This window comes from Pseudomonas sp. EA_65y_Pfl1_P113 (genome assembly GCF_963970525.1).
Taxonomy (GTDB): domain Bacteria; phylum Pseudomonadota; class Gammaproteobacteria; order Pseudomonadales; family Pseudomonadaceae; genus Aquipseudomonas; species Aquipseudomonas tritici.
The window spans coordinates 74,481-90,918 of sequence record NZ_CAXAQM010000011.1; the positions used below are offsets into that span (position 1 = coordinate 74,481).

The 16,438-nt window shown below is 60.6% G+C and carries 15 protein-coding genes; 3 read left to right on the forward strand and 12 right to left on the reverse strand.

Going from position 1 to position 16,438, the window contains the following annotated elements:
• Positions 1–39: 39 nt before the first annotated feature.
• The 4 genes from cysC to AACY52_RS12840 all read right to left on the reverse strand — a co-directional run bounded on the left by cysC (position 40) and on the right by AACY52_RS12840 (position 4,495).
• The gene (gene cysC, locus AACY52_RS12825) at positions 40–648 is read right to left on the reverse strand and encodes an adenylyl-sulfate kinase (RefSeq protein WP_339560534.1); all 609 of its coding nucleotides are present in this window, start codon (positions 646–648) and stop codon (positions 40–42) included.
• Complete coding sequence (locus tag AACY52_RS12830; RefSeq protein ID WP_339427254.1) at positions 641–1,345, reverse strand: sulfotransferase family 2 domain-containing protein; 705 nt, start codon at positions 1,343–1,345, stop codon at positions 641–643. The genes cysC and AACY52_RS12830 overlap by 8 nt, the downstream gene beginning before the upstream one ends.
• A 153-nt stretch (positions 1,346–1,498) precedes the next feature.
• Positions 1,499–3,307, reverse strand: coding sequence for a lipid A export permease/ATP-binding protein MsbA (gene msbA / locus AACY52_RS12835; protein ID WP_339427255.1), 1,809 nt, complete (start codon positions 3,305–3,307; stop codon positions 1,499–1,501).
• Between the two features lie 9 nt (positions 3,308–3,316).
• Positions 3,317–4,495: an O-antigen ligase family protein gene (locus AACY52_RS12840; protein ID WP_339560535.1), complete on the reverse strand. Its 1,179-nt coding sequence runs from the start codon at positions 4,493–4,495 to the stop codon at positions 3,317–3,319.
• A gap of 148 nt (positions 4,496–4,643) precedes the next feature.
• On the opposite strand from AACY52_RS12840, the gene AACY52_RS12845 reads away from it, so the two are divergent.
• Positions 4,644–5,210, forward strand: coding sequence for a toluene tolerance protein (locus tag AACY52_RS12845; protein WP_339427257.1), 567 nt, complete (start codon positions 4,644–4,646; stop codon positions 5,208–5,210).
• Here AACY52_RS12845 and AACY52_RS12850 read toward each other — a convergent pair.
• The 8 genes from AACY52_RS12850 to AACY52_RS12885 all read right to left on the reverse strand — a co-directional run bounded on the left by AACY52_RS12850 (position 5,199) and on the right by AACY52_RS12885 (position 13,750).
• Positions 5,199–6,284 carry a glycosyltransferase gene (locus AACY52_RS12850; protein WP_339427258.1) on the reverse strand — a complete coding sequence of 362 codons (1,086 nt, stop codon included), beginning with the start codon at positions 6,282–6,284 and terminating at the stop codon, positions 5,199–5,201. The genes AACY52_RS12845 and AACY52_RS12850 overlap by 12 nt on opposite strands.
• 46 nt (positions 6,285–6,330) lie before the next feature.
• Positions 6,331–7,092 (reverse strand): glycosyltransferase family 2 protein, encoded by a 762-nt coding sequence (locus tag AACY52_RS12855; RefSeq protein ID WP_339560536.1) that lies wholly within the window; start codon positions 7,090–7,092, stop codon positions 6,331–6,333.
• Between the two features lie 53 nt (positions 7,093–7,145).
• On the reverse strand, positions 7,146–8,102 hold the full coding sequence (locus tag AACY52_RS12860; RefSeq protein ID WP_339427260.1) for a glycosyltransferase: 957 nt from the start codon (positions 8,100–8,102) through the stop codon (positions 7,146–7,148).
• Positions 8,102–9,487 carry a PIG-L family deacetylase gene (locus tag AACY52_RS12865; RefSeq protein WP_339560537.1) on the reverse strand — a complete coding sequence of 462 codons (1,386 nt, stop codon included), beginning with the start codon at positions 9,485–9,487 and terminating at the stop codon, positions 8,102–8,104. The genes AACY52_RS12860 and AACY52_RS12865 overlap by 1 nt, the downstream gene beginning before the upstream one ends.
• On the reverse strand, positions 9,484–10,380 hold the full coding sequence (locus tag AACY52_RS12870) for an antimicrobial resistance protein Mig-14 (protein WP_339415612.1): 897 nt from the start codon (positions 10,378–10,380) through the stop codon (positions 9,484–9,486). Before AACY52_RS12870 ends, AACY52_RS12865 begins: the two co-directional genes overlap by 4 nt.
• Positions 10,380–11,510 carry a glycosyltransferase gene (locus AACY52_RS12875; protein ID WP_339560538.1) on the reverse strand — a complete coding sequence of 377 codons (1,131 nt, stop codon included), beginning with the start codon at positions 11,508–11,510 and terminating at the stop codon, positions 10,380–10,382. Before AACY52_RS12875 ends, AACY52_RS12870 begins: the two co-directional genes overlap by 1 nt.
• Entirely contained in the window at positions 11,494–13,251 is a 1,758-nt protein-coding gene (locus AACY52_RS12880; RefSeq protein WP_339560539.1) for a carbamoyltransferase, read from the reverse strand. Before AACY52_RS12880 ends, AACY52_RS12875 begins: the two co-directional genes overlap by 17 nt.
• Positions 13,252–13,393: 142 nt before the next feature.
• Positions 13,394–13,750, reverse strand: coding sequence for a YceK/YidQ family lipoprotein (locus AACY52_RS12885; protein WP_339415609.1), 357 nt, complete (start codon positions 13,748–13,750; stop codon positions 13,394–13,396).
• 198 nt (positions 13,751–13,948) lie between these two features.
• Between AACY52_RS12885 and AACY52_RS12890 the strand changes: the two genes are divergently transcribed.
• Together AACY52_RS12890 and AACY52_RS12895 are read left to right on the forward strand one after the other, a co-directional pair.
• Entirely contained in the window at positions 13,949–16,051 is a 2,103-nt protein-coding gene (locus tag AACY52_RS12890) for a TonB-dependent receptor (protein WP_339560540.1), read from the forward strand.
• Positions 16,052–16,170: 119 nt separating this feature from the next.
• Positions 16,171–16,437 carry a hypothetical protein gene (locus tag AACY52_RS12895; protein WP_339415607.1) on the forward strand — a complete coding sequence of 89 codons (267 nt, stop codon included), beginning with the start codon at positions 16,171–16,173 and terminating at the stop codon, positions 16,435–16,437.
• Position 16,438: the final 1 nt, after the last annotated feature.

Here is a 16,438-nt window from a genome sequence, read left to right on the forward strand (position 1 = left end):
CGAGAGCTTTATCCGGGAGGCATCACAGGCTACATCTGCTCATTTTTTAAACAAAGCAGCCAGGATGTGGTCCACCGCGTCGGCCAGTTCGACCTCATCGGTGTTGACTTCGCAGTCAGCTGCAAGCGGCGCTTCGTAAGGGCTGTCCAGCCCAGTGAAGGCCTTGATGCGCCCGTCCAGCGCCGCACGGTACAACCCCTTGGGATCGCGCCGCGCGCGCACGTCAAACGGCGTGCTGATGTAGACCTCGAAAAACTGCCCCGGCCCGAACAGTGCCTTGGCAGTCGCGCGATCGGCGCTGAACGGAGAAATCGCCGAGACGATCACGATCAATCCCGCGTCAACCATCAGTCGCGCCACCTCGCCAATGCGCCGGATGTTTTCCTTGCGCGCCGCATCACTCATGCCCAAGTCATTGCACAACCCCGTGCGCAAGTTGTCGCCATCGAGCACAAAGGTATGCCGCCCTTGCTCATTGAGCTGCACTTCCAGGGCGTTGGCCAAGGTCGACTTGCCGGACCCGGACAACCCCGTCAGCCACAGGCAGCAAGGCTGCTGGTGCTTGAGCGCGGCGCGCGCGGCGACCGACAACGACAAGGCAAAGGGGCGAATGGAGGCAGAACCACGGGAGAGCGACGGACTATTCATAACCCAGGACCTCGTAGTCACGTTGATAAGCACGCCGGACCAAGCGGCGCGTACGCAGGGTGCAGAAGTCCCTGACCGGCTCGCTGCGCCGCCCGAGTGAAACATTGAGATGGGGCAGCGAAGACGTTACGCCGAGGCGGTCGCACAGCTGCTGGAAGTCTTGCTCCAGGGACTCTTGGCGACCCATGAAATCCATGGCCATTTGCCCCATGTGATCGACCAGGAAGTCGGTCTGGGGAGCAAAGTGCAGCTGGCGGCGCAGGTTTTCCGGGCACAGCCAGTGGGCAACGAAATGGTCAAAGTCGCGGTAGCTGCATACCAGTGCCTGTGCCTGCAGGTCGCGGCGGCCCAAGTGGTTGCTGCGCAAGTAGGTGTAGGCCGAGTAGGCGCGCTCCAGCGGGTCACGCACAAAGGCAAATTTGAAACTGCGTTGGCAATGTTCGGGGAATTGTTGCTGATACCAGTAATACGGCAAATGCCCTGGCCAGCGCCCATCGAGCAACGCCGAACAGACGCTGCTGCCGGCGCATTTGGGTACATGGATAAACACGCAGTTGTGTCGTTCGAAAGCAGGCGGAAGTGCCGTCACCCCAGACAACGATTTGTTCACCGCCTGGCGATCCACCACTGACAAACGTCCCAGCAAAAACACCCTTTGGGTTTTGGGAAGCAGTTTCCAGAACAGACGTTGCAACATTCCATTACCCACGCAAGAAGGTTAGCCCTCTCGTTCGTCATTCGAATCGAGAAGGCCAACATAACAAACGATAGGCTGCGAATTATTTGGCTTTGGTCAAGCCGAGTAAGGGGCTTGATACAAACGCCGGGACGCATTGCGCGCCCCGGCACATCAGGTGATGTTAGCCGTGACGGGCTCATCCAGGCCCATGGCGTGCAGGCGCGAGTAATAGCCGCCCAGAGCCAGCAGTTCCACATGTGTACCACGCTCGACAATTTCACCGTGGTCCATCACCAGAATCATGTCGGCTTTCTCGATGGTGGACAGCCGATGCGCGATAACCAGGGTGGTACGGCCCTTCATTACTTTGTCCAGCGCAGCCTGAATGTGGCGTTCGGACTCGGTGTCGAGCGCCGAAGTCGCTTCGTCCAGGATCAGCAACGGGGCATTTTTCAGCAGGGCGCGGGCGATGGCCAAGCGCTGACGCTGGCCGCCGGAGAGCAGCACGCCGTTTTCACCGACTTCGGTGTCCAGGCCTTTGGGCAGCTCGGCGATGAAGTCCATGGCATAGGCATCGGCGGCAGCTTTTTCGATGTCGGCACGCGGTGCATCCGCCAGGTCGCCGTAGGCGATGTTATTGGCCACGGTATCGTTGAACAGGGTCACGTGCTGGGTCACTTGAGCCACATGCCGGCGCAGGTTGCGCAGGCGGTAGTCTTCGATCTCCACCTCATCCAGCAGGATTTCGCCGGTTTCGTGGTGGTAGAACCGCGGAATCAGGCTGGCCAGCGTGGACTTGCCACTGCCTGAGCGCCCTACCAGCGCGATCATCTGCCCAGGTTCCGCCGTGAAGCTGATGTTCTTCAGCACTTCGCGCTCAGCACCCGGATAGGTGAAGCTCAGGTTGCGCACGTCCAGGCGACCGCTGACGCGATCACGCTCCACGGTACCGCTGTCGACTTCCGGCTCTTCATCCAGCTGTTCGAAGATGCTTTCGGCACCGGCGACGCCTTTCTGGATCGTCGAGCTGACTTCCGACAACTGACGGATCGGCTTGGGCAGCAGGCCCGCAGCGGTGATGTAGGCCACCAGGTCACCCGCCGTGGCGTCGCCGCGCAGCAACAGCACCAGGAACATTAAGGTGGCCATGGCCGTGTAGATCACCAGTTGCAGCATGGGCGTGTAGACCGCACCGGTCTTGTTCATGCGCAGCTGTTTGTCGGTGTTGCTTTGGCTGGCGGCGGCAAAACGGCGCTCCTCGTAGCTTTCGCCACCGAAGCTGCGCACCACGCGGTAACCCTGGATGGTCTCCGAGGCCACGTGGGTGACATCGCCCATTGCCACTTGGATCTTCTTGCTCTGCTTGCGAAATTTCTTGCTGGTGCTGCCGACCATGATGGCGATCAGCGGCAGGATCGCCAGCATCACCAGGGTCAGTTTCCAGTTCATCCACAGCAGGTAACCGAACAGGAACACCACCGTCAGACCTTCGCGGATCACGACCTTGATCGCATCCGTGGCGGCGCCGGTGACCATGGTCACGTTAAAGGTGATGCGGGAAATCAGGTGCCCGGAGTTATGCGTATCAAAATAGCGATTCGGCAGTACCAGCAGTTTGTTGAATAGCTGGACGCGCAGGTCATGCACCAGGCCAAGGGAGACCTTGGCCAAGTAGTAGTTGCCGAGGAAAGAGCCGAGGCCTTGCCACGCGGCGATCAGGATGATCAGCAGCGGCACGGCCATCAGCAGCTTGAGGTCCTTGAACAGCGGGATCTTGGGCAGGAACACCACGTCGGGATTGCTCAAGCCATCCACAAAGTACTTGAGGATCCCGGCGAGCATCGGCTGGGTGGAAGCAAAGATCACGAAGCCCAAGATACTCAGCATGAACATGCCGATGTACGGTTTCACATAGCCCAGCAGCCTGAGATAAATTTTCAGGCTGGATTCCTGGTCCGCTTTGGGCGGTGCGTCACTCATGTGTCGAGCTCACTGATTGGGTAGGACGCGAACTTTATCACATGCATCGGGGTTGGCCCGAGCCCAGACCAAGACACTGGCCAGCGCAATGGGCAGCCACGAGATAAACCACTCGGCCCGCGGGGTGCCCGTTAGGCTGGCCGCATCGAACTGCATGGCCAGGAACGAAAACATCCACATACCGATGATGCCTTTGCCATAGAGCGTGTCGCGGGCCTTCCAGGCTTGCCACAACACGCCAAACCACAGCCCGCACCACAACAGCAGGCCGGGCAGGCCCAGTTCGATCGCGACGTGGGAGAACAGGTTGTGGGCGTGATCGAAATAAAGACCGTCGGCAAATACCTTGTAGTCGCCACCCAGGCCCAAACCGGTCCACGGGCGCTCGGAAATCATCTGGACGGCCGCCATGAAGATCTGCGGCCGGTAGGACACACCACGGTCCAGCATCAGCGACTTCAGGGCGAAGAAAATCGCCAGCGCCGCCACGACTGCCGCAATTGCGGTCACCGTTGTCCGTCGGTCGCGGCACCAAGCCGGCATCGCCACGACGGTCAGCAGCAAGGCCAGTGCGGCACCGCGGCTTTGGCTGAGCACCACAAAGAGCCCGAGCAGCGCAATGGACACCGCCCACGCCACCTGCATCCAGCGCCCACGCGGCAACCAGTGCAGCAACCAGATGGCGGCCAGGCCAATCACATAGGCGCCCAGGATCGGATGGGACAACTGCCCCAAGCCCTCGATGCGCGCACTCCAGGCGTTATGCTCAAGGCCATAGAACTTGATGATCGTCACCAGCGAAGACAGGGCCAGGCCGAAACCACCCCACTGCATCACGCGAATGACTCGCTCGGTCTGCCCGCAGGCAAACACCGGGAAAAACAGCAGGAACACGCCGATGTACAGCAAGCGCTTGGCCTCGCGCGAAGGGTCTTCGGCATTGGTCCACGACAAACTGACTGCACCCCAGACGGCAAGCGCCGCAATCATCAGGCACATCCAGCGCTGTTCACGCCAGACTTCCTTGAGGCGCTCACGCGCCGACCAGGCAAACACCATGGCGGGCAACCAGAGAAACAACGTCAAACCTTGTTGATAAATCTTGTTGGTCGGCGCGAAAGCAATCGCCAGCAAAAACCAAAGTAACCCGAAAATCATCCATACCTGCGCCCAACGACTTACTTGCATCACCCGCTCCTGAATACGTACAACCCGCCAACCTGGCATGGTTAAAACCCAAAACTTTCGGCATTATTACCGATCACTGTGCCCGCGACTCCCACAAGGCTTTCCGACGATGCAATGTTCAAGGCTTCCCCAAGCCGATTTAAACGCGATGATTGAAGGTGCCCGAATCCTCGAACAGGACAGCTACGGCCCCAAAGTCTACCTGTTGGCCGACGGGAATATCCTAAAACTGTTTCGCCGCAAGCGTCTGTTTTCGTCAGCGCTGTTGCGCCCCTACTCCAAGCGGTTCATTGACAACGTGGCGCAATTGCAACAGCGTGGCATCCCCACCTTGACCGTACTCGCGTTCTTTCAACTGGCCGCGCCCGGCATGACCGCCGTGCTGTATCGCCCGCTGCCGGGTGAAACGCTGCGTCAGATTTCCAACAAGGAAGGCTATGACTGGCAATCGAACCTCGATCCGCTGGTGGCGCTGATCCGCCGCTTGCACGGTGCGGGGATTTACTTCCGCTCCCTGCACCTGGGCAATATTGTTGTCACACCGGATAACGAAATGGGGCTCATCGATGTGGCGGATATGCGCTTTTTGCGCGCGCCGCTGAGCCCGGAACTCGCACGGCGCAACTTGCAGCACTTTGCACGTTATATTGCACGCGAGAAGCTGAACGAACGCTTTCCAATGCAGGCACTGGAGCAGGCGTTGCTAGCGGCATGAAAACAGGCGCTGGGAGGTTTCACTGAAATCTTTCCAGGCTTGGTCCGGGGCCAGCGCTTGCGCCTGAGCCTCCAGTACTTCCTGGATTGATGTGGCGAACGCACGCTCCATCAGACTGCCCCAGGCCTGCACATCGTCTGACGGCGCGTACCAGCCCGCATTCGCCAGTTGCTCGCGAAACACGGCCAATTCGCTGGTCAGAACGGGCACGCCCGCCATCACCGACTCTTGCAGGATCAACCCCAAGCCTTCTTGCGTCGACGGAATGGCGACCCAGTCGAAGGCCCGGTAAAGCGTCGCGGCGTCCGGCAGATGGCCCGGCAACGAAACCTTGCCCTGCAAGCCGAGCTGTTCGATACGCGCTTCCAGGGTCTGCCTCGCAGCGCCCTCGCCGATAATCACCAGCCGCGCATCCGGCTGCTGGGCCGACACGCCGGCAAACGCGTCCAGCAAACAGCCAAAACCCTTGCCGCCTACCAGCCGGCCTACCGCCCCCAACACGGGCGAGGCGTCCAAAGACAGGCCCAGGCGAGACCGCGCCTGCGCTCGAGAAAGCGCAGCCGCACGGAAAGCCACCGGATCGAAGGCGCTGCGCAGCACTGTCACGGGCCGCTGCAGGTAACGCTCAAGCGAGTGAGCCAGGGTTTGCGAAACAGCCGCCAGGGTTAGTTGCGTAGCCGGAAACTGTTCGAAGAGCTTCTGATCCGCCCGGCGCATGCGCGTGACGCCATGGAACACGACGACGGCGCGCACATGTGGCAAGTGCTTGAGCACCGGCAACATCACACGGGCCACACCAACCCCGTCCAGCAGCACAACTTCCAGATCGTCAGGCAGCGCCTTCTGAAAACGCGCGCGCATCCAGGGTGCCAGCAACTTCCACAGGTGCCGGCCCTTGAGCTGGGCTGAGGAGAAGTTCCATTCCAATGCCGGCGCGCTCTCGTCCGAACCGCCTTGAAGCAACCAGGTAGCGATCGGTGCCCGGCAAATAGCGTGGGAAAGTATCTGTTGGTGAACCTTCTGCACCGAAGCGAATGCAGAACCACCGGCCCACATGATGTTGAGGATACTCATCTGAAAAATGACCTTTTGCGGCGTTGTGGTGGCTTGCTGCATGTACTTAACGGATCAACCAGCCGATACCGACACCCAGTACCAACATGACTGCCAGCTTGATCCGCTCTCGCCGCTTGCGCCGCGCCTTGGTCAAGCGCTCTTCTGACGTAGCCACATGCAAACCGAAACCCGTGTGCAAAACCGCATCGCCTTCCAGTGTCACGGCCGCCAGGTTCAGCTGCGCGTAACGCTTGGATAGCCCCTTCTCACCCTCGAATCCGGCGTAGGGCGCGCACAAGCGATATTCCTTGATACGCCGCAACCCGGGATTCAGCGAAAAACCCTGCCACTCAGGCTTGTCGGACAGCAGGGGATAACACGGCACCCCGCCAATCACCTCACGTGGCCCCAGATGGATATAAGGGCTGTGCACCTGCAAGTCATAAACGTAGTTACGCAACCACACCTGCAAAATATCGGGTCGCTGCTCCAGTACCGCCTTGGAGTCTTCGACAAAGCCTGGTCGATAAAACGCCCAATCATCCTCGCAATGGAATATGTAGGGGGTCTTGACCGACGCGTAGGCCAAGTCGACGGATGCCAACTGCCCAAGCTTCGGGCGGTTGATCAGGAAATGGCAATGGCCGTGCCAGTGCTGCGGCACCGCAAGGCGCACGGCTTCATCGCCAGAGTCTTCGGTAATGAAAACTTCGCGGATATCCGCCGTATTGAACAGATCGAAGCTCTCGAGCGTCCGCTTCAATAAATCGAAGCGACCACAACTGGTCACCACGAGCGTTATGTCGCTTTGATCGGAGAACTGCATTCAAGCCTCGATAATATCATATAGCCACTATTTGCGGCCATATCTGACCGATATTAAACGCCCACCTTCAGACGCAACCTTTCCAGCACATTCAATGGCGCACGAGGCCGCAAGGGCGGCTCGAGGACTTCGACAATACGCTGGCCGATACGGGCGAAACCGAACTGGCCGACGGCCAAGTCCTGCCCACTGCGCGCGATGTCTGCCGCCAACTGCGGGTTGGACCGCAGCACGGCCAGTTTTTCCTGCAACTGCGGGATGTCCTTGTAGAACACCACATTGACCATGTCTTCGAACCCGAGGGCCGCGTTTTCCTCGACTCCCTGATCGAAGGCCAGCAACACGCAACCACAGGCCATGGCTTCGAAGTTCTTGATCATGTACTCGCCCATGCCCACATCGGCACTGACGAAAAAACGAATCCGGTTGAGGGTCGCGCAGTATTCCTCACCCGATTTGGTGCGCGTCACTACCAAAGGTTCAACCCGCGCCAGCTCATCGAGCAGAGCCTTGCGACCACTATAGGCCACGCTGTTGGTACTACCGACAAACGCCAGTTCGATATCTCGTTCACGATCCTGGGGCTGTAGCAGTGCCTGGTCATAGCCCTTGGGCACGAACACCGCATCGAAACCTTCGGCGCGCAGGCGCTCGGTCACCATGTAGCCTGAACTGATCACGCGAACCCACGGCAAGCGACGGTAGTGGGCGCTGAATTTGCCGGTGTACTTGCAGGGAATGTAGTTCTGGTAAGCGTCGTGCTCGAGGATCACCAGGTTTGGGATCGTACGGATAAACCCGGCCTGGCGGATTTCCTGCTTGAAGCGCAGGAAGAACACAATACGGTCGTAACGGGTCACGTCGACTTCGCGCCGAAAGTAACCGCGCAGGGTGCGCTGCTCATCGCTGCTCAACCAGCGGATATCACATTCGCAGTGCTGGGCCACACCTTCGTACAAGCGGTCGAGGATGGCGCGCTGCTCTTTCTGCACCAGAAACAAGACTTTCATTACTTATCCTTTCCCAAACGCCAGAACAACTCATGCCGTCGTACGGCCTTACGGAAAAATTCGTTCTCACCGTAGGGCGATTTCGCGCGACCTGCCAACACCCGCTGCAACCAGCGTCGCACACGGCGCTTGAACGGCGGTGCCGGCTGCAAGTCATGCATCATGCCCAGCGCCATGGCCTTATCACGCTGCTGAGCCAACGTCAGCGGCAGGTTGCACGGCAGCAACTCCACGGTCGCGTCGAACAACGGTGGCAACGCAATACCGGCTCCGGAGGCGCCCATTGGCCAACGATCATTGTCATGCAAGTGGTTGGCATAGCCCAGCACAGTGGTCGGCTGCCACTCCAGCCCTTGCAGCGCCTCCATCACGGCTTGCTGCGCACAGACATGGTCTGGATGCGGGTCCAATACCGGATGCGGCAACACGATCACTTCCGGGCGCGCCATTAACAGTACTTGGCGCAGGTCGGCCAAGAGGTTGTTCCAGGTGGGCAGGCCGTCGCTGTCCGCCGGTAATGGAAAGGGGTTGAACTGACGGAATGGCCGCACGTCCGTCAGCTCTGCCTCGCGGGAAGCGAACGGCAGGTCCGGCGCGGCCTGCATCGCCTGCAACTGCAGGCAGAAATAGCCCAGCTGCACGCAGTGGGCCTGGGGCACACCCGCCCAGAGCGGCACGGCGATGCTGTCCCAGGCACGCAGGCGGCCTTTGATGCGCGAGGCTTCGACCGCGTCCAGGCCCATCTGCTCATAATGCTCGGCTTCGATTTCACCTGCCGTCAGGGTGACGATCCAGGGATTTTCAGCCTGGCTGTACAGGCCGAAGGCCGCCAATTCAGCATCGTCGGCGTGGGGCGCGATCACCATCACGCGCTGTGCGCGGTAGTCCGGATGGGTCCAGGCCCACAGACGGGGCGTGCCGAGCAATCGGCAATGGCGACCGCGCAACGTTAAGTCGCTCAGCGCCAAACCGCTGAGGTTCAGGTAACGCACGCCGTTGACGCCACGCTCAAAGGTTTGCCGATCGTCCACCAGCTCGACGCTCGGGTCAAAAAAACGCCCCAGCCAAGTGCTCTTGACCTTGATCGCCAGCACCACCGTCGCGTCCGCGTCCACCGCCTGATCCAGCAGCAAGCGCCCATTTTCCAAGCGCACGCCCGCCAGCTCGGCATCCGCCGCGAAACGGTACTGGTAATCTTCGTTGGGCGCGTAGAACAGGTGGTCGGCAAACCACGCTTCATGGGCCACCCAGGCCAGCAGCGCCAACAGCAACGGTAACCACCAGACCACCAGGATGCCGACCAGCAACAGCAGCAACACACCAATGATCAGCGCCGTACGCTTGTTGCGCCGGTGACGTTTGAGCAATTGCTGCTTGCGGGTCATACGCTGAATACCTGCACAGGGTTGCACCAACGGTCCTTGTATTCGCGGTCGGCGCGGCCAAAGGAAAAGCGCAGTGGCTTGCCGACTTCGCGTGCCTGCTCCCAGGCGCTCTGGGTATTGAGAAAGCTCAGCACGCTGCCGGGGCTAAAGGCGCGAGTTTCAGGATCGACCCCACCGTTGACGTACTCCACACTGATCCATTGCGGCGACTCGACCCGATACACCAACTGGATTGCGATGGGTGCGTCATTCAGAAAAATCACCGAGCCGATCAACCACTCGCGCATCAGCTCGATGACCTCGGCCATGCGCTCGGCGCCTGTGGCGGTGAAGCCCCAGCGGCGCAGGAACAGGTCACAGTAGATGGACGCCAGCTCCGCACTGGAAAACTCACTGACCGACCGCACCACGCCGCCCGCCTCTTCCAGCAAACGCAGTTCGCGGCGCTGGTTGTAGCGAAACTTCTTCGACAGTTCTTCGGGCGTTCGCGCCATGGCCAACTGCTCGGCCTGAAGCTTGAGGCCGCTGAAACGCCCTTCGTTCAGCGCAGACAGGTAGCGCGCACGCTGCCTCAGCGGTGCCTGCGCGTCGGCGGCGGCCGGCAGGATCAGCTCGGCATTGCCCAGATCGAACAGGCCTTTCTTGCCACTGCGCTTAAGTACATCCTTGGACAGCGCCAGGTCGCGCCCCCAGGTGGCAATGCACGCTTTGAGCTCACCCGCCTGCTCCCAGGCCAAGTAACGCACCGGAATCTGCGCCAACCCGGCCAGGCGTTCGATCACTTGCGGATGCGTCGCGACGCTGCCGCCAAAACGCTGCCAGGCCTCGCTGTATGCAGGCGCATCGACGACGGACCAGCCGCGCTCGCGCCAGCCTTGAAATCGATTGAGCATCAAGCCCTCGCGGTCAGTTCAATGACATGCGGCAGTTGCCAGAAAGTAGCGCGCACCGCCTGATCCGAGAATCGTGCGTGCAGGCGCTCCAGCATCAAATCAGCGCACTGGCGTTGCTGGTGCTGATCCATCGCAGCCAAGTGCCCCAGCCCTTGGGCCAGGTGCTCGCCGTCGCCGAAGGGAAACAGGATACCAACGCCCTCAACCACTTCCCGCGCGCCGCCACAGGCGGTGGCGAGCAAGGGGACGCCGGCCGCCATGGCTTCCAGCAACACCATACCAAAGGGTTCGTGGTCGGAGCTCAACGCAAACACGTCAAACGCACGGAAATAGCGACGCGCCTCCGGCACCTGGCCGAGAAACACAACCTTGTCGGCAATCCCCAGCTCGCGCGCCTGCTCTTTCAGGTCCTGCTCCAGGCGTCCGGTGCCGAGGATCGCCAGACGACTTTCAGCCGGTAACGTTGGCAATGCCAGGGCAAAACCTTTGAGCAGCGTGGCCTGATCCTTGTCCGGGTGCAGGCGGCCGACATTGCCGACCACCCACTCATCCGGCGACAAGCCAAGGGCGTCGCGCGCCTCATCCTTCGAAACCTGCTGGGCCTGCAGGTTTTCGACATCAATGCGGTTGTACAAGGTCTGGATACGCGCCGCCGGCCATTTCGGCAGGCAGCGACGAATGTCATCGCGCACGGCATCGGAGACGCCCAACAAGCTCAGGCGCTGGCGAAAAATCGTTGCAAACAGCCGACGCCCCCGGCGCTGGTAGTCGCCAAAAGCGTGATGCACGCCAATCACCTGCAAGCGCGTGGCGAGCAGCGCGATGTAGATCGGCTTGGCGCGGTGCGCGATGCAGAAACTGAAGTTGCGCGACGCGGCAATCTTGCGCAGCTCGGCGATGGCGCCCAGCTTGAGGCCACGGATGGCCTTCGAGCTGTACTCCATGAACAACACTTCATCACTGGCGCAACCGGCCGCCACCTCAGGGTCGGCGACCCCGGTGAGAAACACCGTGGTCACCTTGTAGCCTGACCCTGCGAACAAACTGGCGTACTGCCGCGCACAATCGAGGAATGGCCCGTCATAGCCGTGGCAGAACTGCAGGACGTGGCGGTCAGCCGAGCGCGTCATAAGGGTCCACGCCATCCTTGACGACCAGGATGTCTTCCATGATCAGGTACTGCAGGTCAGAGCCGAAGAACATGTTCAGCGCGTCGGTCGGCGAGCAGATCATCGCTTCGCCACGACGGTTGAGCGAGGTGTTCAGGGACACGCCGTTGCCGGTGAGCACTTCCAGCTCTTTCATCATGTCGTAGTAGCGCGGGTTGTATTCGCGCTTGAGCACCTGGGCGCGGGAGGTACCATCTTCATGGACCACTTCCGGCACGCGGGTCTTCCACTCTTCGGACACTTCAAAGGTGAAGGTCATGAACGGCGCCGGGTGATCGACCTTGATCATCTGCGAGGCCACGGTGTCGAGCATCGACGGGCAGAAAGGCCTCCAGCGCTCGCGGAACTTGATCTGGTGGTTGATGCGATCCGCCACACCGGTGGCGCTCGGGCAACCGATGATCGAACGACCGCCCAGGGCGCGCGGACCAAACTCCATGCGGCCCTGGAACCAGGCCACCGGGTTGCCGTCGACCATGATCTTGGCGATGCGCTGTGGCATGTTCTCGATCTTGCGCCAGTTCGGCTTGCTCTCGTGCTTGGCGCACGCGGCAATCACGTCTTCGTTGCTGTAGGACGGGCCGAGGTAGACGTGTTCCATCTTCTCGACCGGCACACCACGGGCGTGGGACACATACGCCGCCGCACCGACCGCAGTGCCGGCATCGCCCGACGCCGGCTGTACGAACAGCTCTTTGACGTCGCCACGGGCGATGATCTTCTGGTTCAGCTTGACGTTCAGCGCGCAACCGCCGGCGAAGGCCAGTTTGCCGGTGTCCTTGAGGATGTCGCCCAGGTAGTGGTCGATCATCTGCAAGGCCAGTTTCTCGAACAGCGCTTGCATGCTGGCGGCGTAGTGGATGTACGGCTCGTCGGCGATATCGCCTTCGCGCTTTGGACCCAGCCACTCGATCAGTTTTGGCGAGAAGTAGAAGCCCTTGCCCTTCTCTTTGTAGCGGCGCAGGCCGATGACGTTAGCGTAGTCGGTGTTGATCACCAACTCGCCGTTCTCAAAGGAGGCCAGGCGCGAGAAATCGTATTTGCTGGCATCGCCGTACGGCGCCATGCCCATGACCTTGAACTCACCGTCGAGCATCTCGAAACCGAGGAACTCGGTGATCGCGCCATACAGGCCACCGAGGGAGTCTGGATCGTAGAATTCCTTGATCTTGTGGATCTTGCCGTTTTCGCCGTAGCCGAAGAACGTGGTGGCGTACTCACCTTTACCGTCGATCCCGAGGATCGCGGTTTTCTCCTGGAAACCAGAGCAATGGTAGGCGCTGGAGGCGTGGGCCAGGTGGTGTTCAACCGGTTCGATCTTGATTTTCTTAGGATCGAAGCCCAGTTGCTCCAGGCACCAGACGATCTTGTTGCGGTAGCGCTTGTAGCGACGGTTGCCCATCAGGATCGCGTCGAGGGCGCGGTCGGGGGCGTACCAGTAACGCTTGGCGTAGTGCCAGCGCGCCTCGCCGAACAGGCTGATCGGGGCGAACGGGATCGCGACCACGTCAACGTCGGAAGGCTTGATACCGGCCTGTTCCAGGCAGAACTTCGCCGATTCGTAGGGCATGCGGTTCTTTGCATGTTTGTCGCGTACGAAGCGCTCTTCTTCGGCGGCCGCGATCAGCTTGCCGTCGATATACAAGGCTGCGGAAGGATCATGGCTAAGGGCGCCGGACAGGCCAAGAATCGTCAATGCCACAGGGGTCTAGCCTCTTTTAGTCTGCATGCAGGCGGGTTACGCCTGAAAAAAGTGTGCCCCCTGCCTGGGCAGGAAACAGCTAAAGGGCGGGATTATAGCTTAAAAGCAGTGGGGAGCTGTTAGCGACAAGCGTCAAGAGGGATCAGCGGAAGATCTGGATGCTGCCGTCCCTATTCTGGCGGTAAATGGTGTAGGGCAGCACCAGGGTGTCCAGCACGCCGGAGGCGACGAACTCCACGGCGACGATAGGCAACACGCTGCCCCCATGGTCTATCAGGCTCTTGTCCTTAAGGCTCCTGCCAGGCGCTGGCTCGCCATTGAGCGTGCAAAACCCGTAGATCACCCCGCTGTAGATGCGCGGCACGTTTTCGCAATGGCTGCGTGAGTCCTTGAGGTTCTGGCTGGTCACGGCGTCGGGTCGGAAGACGGTATTGATGGTGCCGCAACCGGCCAGCGAAAAAGACACCGCAACCCACAAGACTTTCGACGTAATCCTCATGACCCCACCCTTTTGACCCTTCAGCCATTGTTACTGCCAAGGCTGGCCACGCTAACATCACAACGGATGGCGACCCAGGGCGGGAACACCGATTCGCTGCGTAAGACGACTCCTAAATGATAAAACTCGCCTGATTCACTAAACTCGCGCCCCTTTGCGCGTTTACCTCCTATGCGCGCCACGGATTCCGGCTGACTGATGAACACCCTCGCCCGCTTCACCCTGTTGCTGCAAGGCCTGCTCACACTGAGCAATACGGCACTGGCCGATGACACGCCTTTGGTCCTCGACCCGAGCGTGGTCAGCGGCTCACGCAGCGCCAGCCCGACCTTCGACCTGCCCTACTCGGTGGACGGCATCAACCGTGAACAGATCAGCGACGGTCAACTCGGCATCAATGCCTCCGAAGCCCTCTCCCGCGTGCCCGGCCTGGTGGTGCAGAACCGCCAGAACTATGCCCAGGACTTGCAGATTTCCTCCCGAGGCTTTGGTGCCCGCTCGGCATTCGGCGTGCGCGGCATCAAGCTGATCGCCGACGGCATTCCGGCCAGCACGCCGGACGGCCAGGGCCAGGCTGCCACCTTCAACCTCGACACCGCCGAGCGCATCGAAGTACTGCGTGGGCCGGCAGCCACCCTGTATGGCAGCAATGCCGGCGGGGTGATCCAGATGTTCTCCCGCGACGGCGAAGGCCCGCCGCGCATCGGCGCCGAAACCCTGGTGGGCAGCAACGGCCTGAACAAAAACCACCTGACCGCCGAGGGCGCCACCCACGGCGCAGGCTTCGTGCTCGACGCCTCGCGCATGGACACCAACGGCTACCGCGACCACAGCAGCGCGCGACGTGACCAGACCTTTGCCAAGCTCAACTTCCAGCCGGATGACGACAGCAAGCTGGCGCTGATCTACAGCAGCCTGGAGCAGAATGGCACGCAGGACCCGCTAGGGCAGACGTGGTCAGCGTACAAGGCCGATCCACGCTCGGTGAGTGCGAATGCGCTGACGTACAACACGCGCAAAAGTATCGATCATCAGCAATTGGGGATGAATTACGAGCGCTATATCGGCGATGCGACGTTGCAGGTGAATGCGTATACGGGACGGCGGAGTGTGATTCAGTATTTGTCGATTCCTGACAAGTTCGCCAGTGGCGCGAAAAACCCCGCCAATGCTCGCGGCGGTGTGGTGGCTTTCGACCGCAAGTTATACGGCGGTTCCGTCCACTGGCTGCAACCCATCACCAGCGCACCCGGCGACCTGACGCTAATCGCCGGCCTCGACTACGACCGCAGCGAGGATGATCGCCAAGGCTATTCCAACACCGTTAACGGTGTGCACGGCGTCAAAGGCGCACTCGGCCGTGATGAAATCGACACCGCCACCAGCCTCGACCCGTTCGTGCAAGCCAACTGGCTACTGGGGGACTGGACACTGCAAACCGGCCTTCGCCACAGCACCATGAAGATGGACGTGGACGACCACTTCCTCAGCGACGGCAACGACAGCGGCAGCAAGACCTACCAGAAAAACACGCCATCGGTCAGCGTCATGTACGCGTTTACGCCTGACTTGCACGGCTACGTGAGCGCCGGCAAAGGTTTTGAAACGCCGACGCAAGCTGAATCCGCCTATTCAAGCAACTCGAACAGCTTCAACTTCGCGCTCAAGCCATCGGTCAGCAAACAGTATGAAGTCGGCTTGAAAGCACGTGTCGGCCAGGACACCCGCATCAACGCTGCCGTGTTCCAAATCACCACCGAAGACGAGTTAGTGGTTCAGCAATCCAGCGGCGGTCGCACGACTTACCAAAACGCCGGCCGCACCCTGCGCCGCGGTTTCGAACTGGGCCTCGAAAGCCAGCTCAGCGAACAGTGGAGCAGCAGCCTCGCCTACACCCGCCTGCAAGCTACTTACGACAGCGACTTCGTCAGCGGCGGCAGCACCGCCGTCGACAAGGGCAACTACCTGCCCGGCGTGCCGCAAACCACGCTGTTCGCCGAACTGAACTGGAAGCCCCGCGACTGGGTCAGCACCGCCATCGAAGGCATTTACCGCAGCAAGGTCTACGTCGAGGACACCAACAGCCGACACGCCGCACCGGCCTACAGCGTGTTCAACTGGCGTGCGCGCTTCGAGCAGAAGGTCGAACACTGGACCTTCCACCAGACCCTGCGCCTGGATAACCTGCTCGACCGCCAGTACGTCGGCTCGGTGATCGTCGGCGATGGCAACAACCGCTACTACGAAGCGGCACCGGGTCGCTCGTGGTATGCGGGTGCGGGCGCGGAGTACCCATTCTGATCAGCGCGCCGCGCACAAGCCGCGATGCGGGCGGTCGAAAGGCCCTGATCCCCCTCTAGCCTGCAAGGAACGCTCATGAAACACATCGCGATTATCGTCGCGCTAGGCTGGGGCTCAAGGTGAAGGAGCGCAGTCGCACTACCGCCGAAGAGGAGCGCCTGCTGTCCCGCGATTCGACCTGCGTCGTGGAACGCGAATTGGCGGCCAGCACACTCAACTCGGCGCTGAGCGGCAATGCCAAAGCGCTCAATTGCACCGCCGCTGGCGATCAATACCGCGCCACCAGCACCGTCATGTACCTAGAGGACTACGGGTACTTCTTCGCCAGCCAGGACAATACTCAGAACAAGGTCGACATTCGTACGACGCTGGTCAAGGCTCAGTAAC

Excerpts from the sequence above, each read along its gene's own strand:
- AACY52_RS12830 (WP_339427254.1), bottom strand. The coding sequence starts at position 1,345 with ATGTTGCAACGTCTGTTCTGGAAACTGCTTCCCAAAACCCAAAGGGTG.
- AACY52_RS12865 (WP_339560537.1), bottom strand. The coding sequence starts at position 9,487 with ATGACCCGCAAGCAGCAATTGCTCAAACGTCACCGGCGCAACAAGCGT.
- AACY52_RS12850 (WP_339427258.1), bottom strand. The coding sequence starts at position 6,284 with ATGAGTATCCTCAACATCATGTGGGCCGGTGGTTCTGCATTCGCTTCG.
- AACY52_RS12875 (WP_339560538.1), bottom strand. The coding sequence starts at position 11,510 with ATGACGCGCTCGGCTGACCGCCACGTCCTGCAGTTCTGCCACGGCTAT.
- AACY52_RS12870 (WP_339415612.1), bottom strand. The coding sequence starts at position 10,380 with ATGCTCAATCGATTTCAAGGCTGGCGCGAGCGCGGCTGGTCCGTCGTC.
- AACY52_RS12840 (WP_339560535.1), bottom strand. The coding sequence starts at position 4,495 with ATGCAAGTAAGTCGTTGGGCGCAGGTATGGATGATTTTCGGGTTACTT.
- cysC (WP_339560534.1), bottom strand. The coding sequence starts at position 648 with ATGAATAGTCCGTCGCTCTCCCGTGGTTCTGCCTCCATTCGCCCCTTT.
- AACY52_RS12855 (WP_339560536.1), bottom strand. The coding sequence starts at position 7,092 with ATGCAGTTCTCCGATCAAAGCGACATAACGCTCGTGGTGACCAGTTGT.
- AACY52_RS12885 (WP_339415609.1), bottom strand. The coding sequence starts at position 13,750 with ATGAGGATTACGTCGAAAGTCTTGTGGGTTGCGGTGTCTTTTTCGCTG.
- AACY52_RS12890 (WP_339560540.1), top strand. The coding sequence starts at position 13,949 with ATGAACACCCTCGCCCGCTTCACCCTGTTGCTGCAAGGCCTGCTCACA.
- msbA (WP_339427255.1), bottom strand. The coding sequence starts at position 3,307 with ATGAGTGACGCACCGCCCAAAGCGGACCAGGAATCCAGCCTGAAAATT.
- AACY52_RS12845 (WP_339427257.1), top strand. The coding sequence starts at position 4,644 with ATGATTGAAGGTGCCCGAATCCTCGAACAGGACAGCTACGGCCCCAAA.
- AACY52_RS12860 (WP_339427260.1), bottom strand. The coding sequence starts at position 8,102 with ATGAAAGTCTTGTTTCTGGTGCAGAAAGAGCAGCGCGCCATCCTCGAC.